This is a genomic window from Cellulomonas septica (assembly GCF_012396155.1).
Classification (GTDB): Bacteria; Actinomycetota; Actinomycetes; order Actinomycetales; family Cellulomonadaceae; genus Cellulomonas; species Cellulomonas septica.
Genome location: NZ_JAAXOY010000083.1, coordinates 1 through 8,684, shown reverse-complemented (window position 1 = coordinate 8,684; position 8,684 = coordinate 1). Strand labels below are relative to the sequence as shown.

The window sequence follows — 8,684 nt, the reverse complement described above, 5'->3', positions numbered from 1 at the left end:
CGGAACTCCGTCGCGCTCACACCCGCGGGCCACCGTCGGCTCGCCGAGCTGCACGCCGTCGTCCTCGCGGCCCAGGACGACGTCCTCGCCCCGCTCGACCCGGACGAGCGGGCCCTGCTCGCCCGCCTGCTCGCGCGCCTCGCCGGCGCACCGCTGCCGGACGAGGAGCGCGCCGCACCCTGAGCCGCCGGCCTCAGCCGTTCTGCTGGACGATCCGCGGACCCTCGCTCGCCTGCACGATGACGAAACCCTGGCCCGAGAACGCGATCTGCATCGCCTCGCCGGACCCGCGCCCGACGAGCGCGCCGGCGCTCATGGACGACTTGGCGGCGGTCTGCAGCGTCGACGACCAGGCGATCGCGGACTGCGCGTCGGCGTAGGTGGGCTGGTCGACGTCGAGGATGACGGGCGGGCCGAACGACGTGATCGCGAGCTGGCCGACGCCGGTGAAGACGGTGTTGAACAGGCCCCCGGCCATCATGGACGCGCCCTCGACGCGGCGGATGTCCCACTGCAGCGACGTGTCGAACGCGAGCACGTTGCGCCCGCTCACGGTGATCGAGTCGCCCTCGAGCGTGACGACGTGCACCTCGGACGCGTCGTCGGCGAGGAACAGGTCGCCGCGACCGGTGACCTTCATGAGCGGCACGCCCTCGCCGGTGAACGCCTTCTTGAGGAACTTCTGCACCCCGCCGGAGCCTTGGTGCGCGAACGACATCTCACCCTGGTAGGCGACCATCGAGCCCTGCCGGGCGAGCACCTCGCCGTCGAGGTGCACCCGCAGCATCTTGTCGTTCTGCAGCGCGAACCGGTCGGTGGTCGCGGCTTCGAGGCTGGTGCCGAACATCGCGCTGCGCACGGGGGTCTCCTCACGGCTCGGGAGTCGTCCTGCCAGCGTGCCAGAGCCGCGTGCGGGACGCCCGGCTCAGAAGGTCGTGAGGCCCCGGGCGCGGAACTGGCCGCGGACGCGCTCGACGAGCTCGGGCGACGGGGGCTCGGTGTCGCCGAGCTCGTACCGCATGCCGAGCTCGTCCCACTTGTCGCGGCCCATCTGGTGGAAGGGCAGCACCTCGACGCGCTCGACGCACTCCCCCAGCGACGCGACGTAGTCGGCGACGGCGTCGACGTTCTCGACCGCATCCGTCAGGCCGGGGACGAGGACGAACCGGATCCACGTGCGCGTGCCGCGCTCGGCGAGCCGCCGCCCGAACGCCAGGGTGGGCGCGAGGTCCTGGCCGGTCACCTTCTTGTAGGTCTCCGGGATGCCCGACTTCACGTCGAGCAGGACGAGGTCGACGTCGTCGAGCATCGCGTCGGAGAGCTGCGCGCCCAGGAAGCCCGACGTGTCGATCGCGGTGTGCACGTCCATCGCCTTGGCACCGCGCAGCAGCCGCCGCACGTACGCGGGCTGCATGAGCGGCTCGCCGCCGGAGATCGTGAGCCCGCCGCCGGTCGCCTTCATGACGCCGCGGTAGCGCGCCACGCGCGCGAGCAGGTCGTCGGCCGCGACGTCGGTCCCCCGACGCATCTCCATGGTGTCGGGGTTGTGGCAGTAGAGGCACCGCAGCGGGCACCCGGCCAGGAACACCGTGAGGCGCGTGCCGGGGCCGTCGACCGCCGTGACGAGCTCCCACGAGTGCACGGACCCGAGGTCGCCGGCCCGCACCGCGGCGAGGCGGGCGGACCGCTCTGCCTCGACCTCGGTGAGACCGGCGGTCCCGGCACCGTGGGCCCGCTCGTGCGACCCGCCGACCAGCGGCGTGCCGAGCGCCACCACAGGGGCGCCGGTGCTCCGCTGCTCGGTCTGGGTCGTCATCGTCGTGCTCCTGTCGGTGCCGGGACTGCTACGGGTGCGGGCGGTGCTGCGTGCCGGTCGGCGCGTCAGACCGCGCCGTGGAACGTCCGGGACAGGACGTCGAGCTGCTGCTCGCGGGTGAGCCGCACGAAGTTCACGGCGTAGCCCGAGACGCGGATGGTGAGCTGCGGGTAGTTCTCCGGGTGCTCCATCGCGTCGAGCAGCGTCTCGCGGTTCAGGACGTTGACGTTCATGTGGTAGCCGTTCGACAGCGTGTACGCGTCGAGCAGACCGACCAGGTTCGTCACCTGCTCCTCACGCGTGCGGCCGAGGCCCGAGGGCACGACCGACGACGTGAGCGAGATGCCGTCCTGCGACTGCGAGTACGGCAGCTTCGCGACGGACAGCGCCGAGGCGAGCATGCCGTGCGAGTCGCGGCCGTTCATCGGGTTGGCGCCCGGCGCGAACGGCTCGCCGGCGCGACGGCCGTCGGGGGTCGAGCCCGTGGCCTTGCCGTACACGACGTTCGACGTGATCGTCAGGACCGACTGCGTGTGCAGCGCCTTGCGGTACGTCGGGTACCGGCGGATCTTCTCCATGAACGTGTTGACGATCCACACGGCGATGTCGTCGGCGCGGTCGTCGTCGTTCCCGTAGGTCGGGAAGTCGCCGTCGATCGCGTACTCGGTGACGAGCCCGTCCGTCGTGCGCAGCGCGGTGACCTTGGCGTACTTGATCGCGGCCAGCGAGTCGGCGACGACCGACAGGCCGGCGATGCCGCACGCGAGCGTCCGCAGGATCTCGCGGTCGTGCAGCGCCATCTCGATGCGCTCGTACGCGTACTTGTCGTGCATGTAGTGCACGCAGTTGAGCGCGTCGACGTACGTCTGGGCCAGCCAGTCCATCGTCGTGTCGAACTTCGCCATGACGTCGTCGTAGTCGAGGAGGTCGCCCTCGACGGGCGCGGTGACCGGCGCGACCTGCTTGCCGGTGACCTCGTCGCGGCCGCCGTTGATCGCGTACAGCAGCGCCTTCGCGAGGTTCACGCGCGCGCCGAAGAACTGCATCTGCTTGCCGACGCGCATCGGGGACACGCAGCACGCGATGGCCGCGTCGTCGCCCCAGTCGCCGCGGATGAGGTCGTCCGACTCGTACTGCACGGCGCTCGTGTCGATCGACACCTGCGCGCAGTACTCCTTGAACCCCGCGGGGAGCTGGTCGCTCCAGAACACGGTCATGTTCGGCTCGGGCGCCGGGCCCAGGTTGTAGAGCGTCTGCAGGTAGCGGAACGACGTCTTCGTGACGAGCGTGCGGCCGTCCTCGCCCATGCCGCCGATCGACTCGGTCACCCACGTCGGGTCGCCCGAGAACAGCGCGTCGTACTCCGGCGTGCGAAGGAAGCGCACGATCCGCAGCTTGATGACGAAGTCGTCGATGATCTCCTGCGCCTGCTCCTCGGTGATCGTCCCCGCGGCGAGGTCGCGCTCGAGGTAGACGTCGAGGAACGTCGACGTCCGGCCGAGGGACATCGCGGCGCCGTTCTGCTCCTTCACCGCGGCCAGGTAGCCGAAGTACAGCCACTGCACGGCCTCGCGGCCGGTCGTCGCGGGGCCGGAGATGTCGTAGCCGTAGGACGCGGCCATCTGCTTGAGCTCGCCGAGCGCGCGGATCTGCTCCGCGTTCTCCTCGCGGTCGCGGATGACGTCCTCGACCGAGCGCTCCATGTCGAGCTCGGCACGCTCGAGCTTCTTCGCGGCGATCAGCGCGTCGACGCCGTACAGCGCGACGCGGCGGTAGTCGCCGATGATCCGGCCGCGGCCGTAGGCGTCGGGCAGGCCCGTGATGATGTGGGACGAGCGCGCGGCACGCACGGCCGGCGGGTACACGTCGAAGACGCCGTCGTTGTGCGTCTTGCGGTACTTGCTGAAGATCTCGGAGACGACCGGGTCGGGCTCGTAGCCGTAGGTCTCGAGCGACTTCTCGACCATGCGGTACCCGCCGTTGGGCATGATCGCGCGCTTGAGCGGGGCGTCCGTCTGGAGGCCGACGATGATCTCGTCGTCCTGCGCGATGTAGCCGGGGGCGTGCGACGTGATCGTCGACGGCGTCCTCGCGTCGACGTCGTAGACGCCCTTCTCGCGCTCGGCCGGGAACATCGCGCTCAGGCGGTCCCAGATGCGCGTCGTGCGGGCGGTCGGACCCGCGAGGAACGCGCTGTCACCCTCGTAGGGCGTGTAGTTGCGCTGGATGAAGTCCCGCACGTCGACGTGGTCGGCCCAGGGGCCGAGGACGAAGCCGGTCCACGCGGCCGGGGTGGTGGCCTCGTCGTGGGCGGTGGCGGGGACTGCGGTGGTGGACATCTTCGCTCCTCCGTGCGGGTCGATACCTCGAACCTACGGAGCAAGTGATGGGATGTCTTGGGACCTTCGCCCCGGCCGCTGCGACCGCGGGTTGTGACCTGCGCTACTGCGCCGCGTCGGGCAGGCGCCCGAGCGCGGTGAGCACGTCGCGGGCCACGTCGTTCGGGCCCAGACGCAGCTCGCCGACCAGCTGGTCGCGCGACGCGTGGTCGAGGAACCGGCGCGGCACGCCGACGGCCTGGACGGGCGTGTGCACGCCGACGTCCGTGCACCGCTGCCCGAGCAGCGCGCCGATGCCGCCGTCCACGACCCCGTCCTCGATCGTCACGACGTGGTCGTGCGCGCCCGCGAGCTTGGTGAGCGCGGTCGGGACCGGGAGCACCCAGCGCGGGTCGACGACGGTCACGCGCAGCCCGTGCGCGGCGAGCACCTCGCCGGTCGCGAGGGCCGTCACCGCCATCGCGCCGACGCCGACGACGAGCACCGACGGCGCGTCCGTGTCGGCGCCGTCGTGCCGCGCGAGCACGTCGATGCCGTCGACCTCGTCGACCGCCGGCAGCGGGTCGCCCATCGCACCCTTGGGGTACCGGACCACCGTCGGCGCGTCGTCGACATCGACCGCGGTGCGCAGCGCGTCGCGCAGCGTGGGTTCGTCACGGGGCGCCGCGAGCCGCAGGCCGGGCACGATGCCGAGCATCGCCATGTCCCACATGCCGTTGTGGCTCGCGCCGTCGTCGCCGGTCAGCCCGGCGCGGTCGAGCACGAACGTCACGCCCGCCTTGTGCAGCGCGACGTCCATGAGCACCTGGTCGAACGCGCGGTTGAGGAACGTCGCGTAGACCGCGACGACCGGGTGCAGCCCGCCGAACGCCATGCCGGCGGCCGACGTCGCGGCGTGCTGCTCGGCGATGCCGACGTCGAACACGCGGTCCGGGAACTCGGCGGCGAACGGCGCGAGGCCCACCGGCTGAAGCATCGCGGCCGTGATGGCGACGACGTCCTTGCGGCGACGGCCGATGCGCACGATCTCGTCGGCGAACACGCTGGTCCAGCCGAACCGCGACGGCGCGAGCGGCAGGCCCGTCTCGGGGTGGATCTGGCCGACCGCGTGGAAGCGGTCCGCGACGTCCTGCTCGGCGGGCGTGTACCCGCGGCCCTTCTCGGTGATGACGTGCACGATCACCGGCCCGCCGAACGCCTTGGCGCGGCGCAGCGCGTGCTCGACGGCCTGCTCGTCGTGCCCGTCGACCGGCCCGACGTACTTGAGGCCCAGGTCCTCGAACATGCCCTGCGGCGCGACGACGTCCTTGATGCCCTTCTTGAGCCCGTGCAGCGCGTCGTACGCGAACCGTCCCGGCGGGCCCGAGCGGCGCAGGGTCTGCTTGCCCCACGACAGGACGTTCTCGTAGCCCTGCGTGGTGCGCAGCGTGTCGAGGTGCCGCGCGAGGCCGCCGATCGTCGGGTCGTAGGACCGCCCGTTGTCGTTGACGACGACCACGAGCCGCCGGTCCTGACCGGCCGCGATGTTGTTGAGCGCCTCCCACGCCATGCCGCCGGTGAGCGCGCCGTCGCCGATGACCGCGACGACGTGCCGCTGCCCGCGGCCCTGCAGCTGGTTGGCCTTCGCGATGCCGTCCGCCCACGACAGCGCGGTCGACGCGTGCGAGTTCTCGACGACGTCGTGCTCCGACTCGGTGCGGCTCGGGTAGCCCGAGAGCCCGCCGCGCCGGCGCAGCTGCGAGAAGTCCGTACGGCCCGTGAGCAGCTTGTGCACGTACGCCTGGTGGCCCGTGTCGAACACCATGGTGTCGCGCGGCGAGTCGAAGACGCGGTGCAGCGCGATCGTGAGCTCGACGACCCCGAGGTTCGGGCCCAGGTGACCGCCCGTGCGGGACACCGACGCGACGAGGAACGTGCGGATCTCGTCCGCGAGCCGCGCGACCTGCGTGCGGGTCAGGCGGCGCACGTCAGCAGGTGACGTGATCGACTCCAGCAGTGCCATGAGGCAGCCTCTCCTCCCGGTGCGGCGACGATGCCGCACGCTGCGGACGCCGAAGGCTTCGCCTGCACACTCTAGGTCCCGCGGGCCCCTGCTCGCCGTCCGGGCAGGTCAGGGGCGTGGTCGGTACGGTGGAGGCTCGGTGAAGAACCCGCGCGACGACGACGCAGGTCCGGGCCGCCTTCCGGCTCGCGCCCCGGTCGCGCGCACCCCACCCGGTACCATCGATCGGAAAGGGGAACTCCCATGCGCTTCCTGCCCGGCCAGACTCCGGCCTCCGACCTTACCTACGGCGACGTCTTCCTCGTCCCGTCGCGTTCCGAGGTCACCTCCCGCTTCGACGTCGACCTCACGCCCGTCGACGGCACCGGCACCACCATCCCCGTCGTCGTCGCCAACATGACGGCCGTCGCCGGCCGCCGCATGGCCGAGACGGTCGCCCGCCGCGGCGGCATCGCGGTCATCCCGCAGGACATCCCGACCGACGTGGTCGCGGACGTCGTGTCGTCCGTCAAGGCGCGGCACACCGTCGTCGAGAGCGCGGTGGTCGTCTCGCCGCACGACACCGTGCACACCGCCCTCACGCTCATCGGCAAGCGGTCGCACGGCGCCGCGGTCGTCGTGCGGGACGGCAGCCCGGTCGGTGTCCTCACCGAGGCCGACTGCCAGGGCGTCGACCGGTTCACGCAGGTCGAGGACGTCATGTCCCCGCACCCGACGACGGTCGACCTGTCCGTGGTCGAGCAGGGCGGCACGCGCGGTCTCGAGGCCGCGTTCGAGCAGCTGCACGGCTCGCGCCGCCGCTTCTCCCCCGTCGTGCGCGACGGCGTCCTGGTCGGCGTGCTCACCCAGGTCGGCGCGCTGCGCTCGTCGATCTACACCCCCGCGACCGACGCCGAGGGCCGCCTGCGCGTCGCCGCCGCGGTCGGCATCAACGGCGACGTCAAGGCCAAGACGGCCGAGCTGCTCGAGGCGGGCGTCGACGTGCTCGTCGTCGACACGGCCCACGGCCACCAGCGCAAGATGCTCGAGGCGCTCGGCGCGGTGCGCTCGCTCGACCCGCAGGTGCCGGTCGTCGCGGGCAACGTCGTGACGGCGCAGGGCACGCGGGACCTCGTCGAGGCCGGTGCGGACATCGTCAAGGTCGGCGTCGGGCCGGGCGCGATGTGCACGACGCGCATGATGACCGCGGTCGGCCGCCCGCAGTTCTCCGCGGTGCTCGAGTGCGCCGCCGAGGCCCGCCGCCTCGGCCGGCACGTGTGGGCGGACGGCGGCGTGCGGCACCCGCGCGACGTCGCGCTCGCGCTGGCCGCCGGTGCCTCCCAGGTGATGATCGGGTCCTGGTTCGCCGGGACGCACGAGTCTCCCGGCGACCTGCACGAGGACGGCGAGGGCCGCCTGTACAAGGAGAGCTTCGGCATGGCGTCGGCGCGTGCCGTCGCCGCGCGCACGCGGGGCGGCTCGGCGTTCGAGCGGGCCCGCAAGGCGCTCTACGAGGAGGGCATCTCGTCCTCGCGCATGTACCTCGACCCCCGCCGTCCCGGTGTCGAGGACCTGCTCGACCACGTGACCGCGGGCGTCCGCTCCGCCGCGACGTACGTCGGCGCCACGAGCCTCGAGGAGCTGTTCGACCGGGCCACGGTCGGCATCCAGTCCGCGGCGGGCTACGAGGAGGGCCGCCCGCTGCCCGACGGCTGGTGACCGGCGTGCGCCCCGTCCTCGTCCTCACGCACGTCCCGCACGAGGGGCCGGGCCTCATCGCGGCCGGGATCGACGGGCCGCTGCAGATCCGCACGGTCCTGCACGACGCGGAGCCGCGGCTGCCCGCGCTCGACCAGCTCGGGGGCGTCGTCGTCATGGGCGGGCCGATGGACGCCGACGACGAGCGGTTCCCCGGCCTCGCGGCCGAGCGCCGCCTGCTCGCCGACGCGGTCGACGCGGACGTGCCCGTGCTCGGGGTGTGCCTCGGCATGCAGGTCCTCGCGCTCGCGCTCGGGTCACGGCTGCACCTGCGGCACGGCACCGAGATCGGGTTCGCCCCGGTCGACGTCGTCGCCGAGGACCTCGTGCTGGGCGCGCTCGGCGAGCGGCCGACCGTGCTGCACTGGCACTCCGACGCGGTCGACCTCCCGGCGGGCGCGACGCTGCTCGCGTCGACGCCGGCCACGCCCGTGCAGGCGTTCCGCGCCGGCAGCGCGCTCGGGCTGCAGTTCCACCCCGAGGTCACCGCGTCGATGCTCGACCTGTGGCTGGGGACGCCCGACATGACGGCGGACATGGAGCCCGAGGACGTCGAGGCGGTCCGCGCGGACGGGTCCCGGCACCTGCCGGCCCTCGTGCCCGCCGCCGAGAAGGCGTTCGCCGCGTTCGGGGAGCTCGTCCGGGCGCGCGGATGACGGCCGACCCGACGACACCCGCGGGTGCCCGGGCCGAGCTCCTCGACCTGTGCGCCCGCGGGCTGGACTGGCGCGTCGACCCCACGCGGGTGCTCCCCGACGTGTCGGCCGCCCGCCCCGCGGCGGTGCTCGTG

6 protein-coding genes and 1 pseudogene are annotated in these 8,684 nt (G+C 72.7%); 3 read left to right on the top strand and 4 right to left on the bottom strand.

The window, feature by feature from the left end; genetic code table 11:
- Positions 1 to 183 (top strand): annotated as a pseudogene (locus HGA02_RS05375) (hypothetical protein); the annotation flags it as partial.
- Between the two features lie 10 nt (positions 184 to 193).
- Here HGA02_RS05375 and HGA02_RS05370 read toward each other — a convergent pair.
- From HGA02_RS05370 to dxs, 4 genes are all read right to left on the bottom strand, one after another.
- Positions 194 to 859 (bottom strand): AIM24 family protein, encoded by a 666-nt coding sequence (locus HGA02_RS05370; RefSeq protein ID WP_343035285.1) that lies wholly within the window; start codon positions 857 to 859, stop codon positions 194 to 196.
- Positions 860 to 925: 66 nt separating this feature from the next.
- Positions 926 to 1,816 (bottom strand): pyruvate formate-lyase-activating protein, encoded by an 891-nt coding sequence (pflA, locus tag HGA02_RS05365; RefSeq protein WP_168678131.1) that lies wholly within the window; start codon positions 1,814 to 1,816, stop codon positions 926 to 928.
- 65 nt (positions 1,817 to 1,881) lie between these two features.
- Positions 1,882 to 4,155 (bottom strand): formate C-acetyltransferase, encoded by a 2,274-nt coding sequence (gene pflB, locus HGA02_RS05360; RefSeq protein ID WP_168678130.1) that lies wholly within the window; start codon positions 4,153 to 4,155, stop codon positions 1,882 to 1,884.
- Between the two features lie 103 nt (positions 4,156 to 4,258).
- Positions 4,259 to 6,157 (bottom strand): 1-deoxy-D-xylulose-5-phosphate synthase, encoded by a 1,899-nt coding sequence (dxs, locus tag HGA02_RS05355; protein ID WP_168678129.1) that lies wholly within the window; start codon positions 6,155 to 6,157, stop codon positions 4,259 to 4,261.
- Positions 6,158 to 6,400: 243 nt separating this feature from the next.
- On the opposite strand from dxs, the gene HGA02_RS05350 reads away from it, so the two are divergent.
- Together HGA02_RS05350 and HGA02_RS05345 are read left to right on the top strand one after the other, a co-directional pair.
- Entirely contained in the window at positions 6,401 to 7,855 is a 1,455-nt protein-coding gene (locus tag HGA02_RS05350; RefSeq protein WP_168678128.1) for a GuaB1 family IMP dehydrogenase-related protein, read from the top strand.
- 5 nt (positions 7,856 to 7,860) lie between these two features.
- On the top strand, positions 7,861 to 8,550 hold the full coding sequence (locus tag HGA02_RS05345; RefSeq protein WP_168678127.1) for a glutamine amidotransferase-related protein: 690 nt from the start codon (positions 7,861 to 7,863) through the stop codon (positions 8,548 to 8,550).
- The last annotated feature ends 134 nt before the right edge of the window (positions 8,551 to 8,684 follow it).

What these genes read in the sequence shown, in the direction of transcription:
- HGA02_RS05350 (WP_168678128.1), top strand. Translation starts at nt 6,401, where the DNA reads ATGCGCTTCCTGCCCGGCCAGACTCCGGCCTCCGACCTTACCTACGGC.
- pflA (WP_168678131.1), bottom strand. Translation starts at nt 1,816, where the DNA reads ATGACGACCCAGACCGAGCAGCGGAGCACCGGCGCCCCTGTGGTGGCG.
- dxs (WP_168678129.1), bottom strand. Translation starts at nt 6,157, where the DNA reads ATGGCACTGCTGGAGTCGATCACGTCACCTGCTGACGTGCGCCGCCTG.
- pflB (WP_168678130.1), bottom strand. Translation starts at nt 4,155, where the DNA reads ATGTCCACCACCGCAGTCCCCGCCACCGCCCACGACGAGGCCACCACC.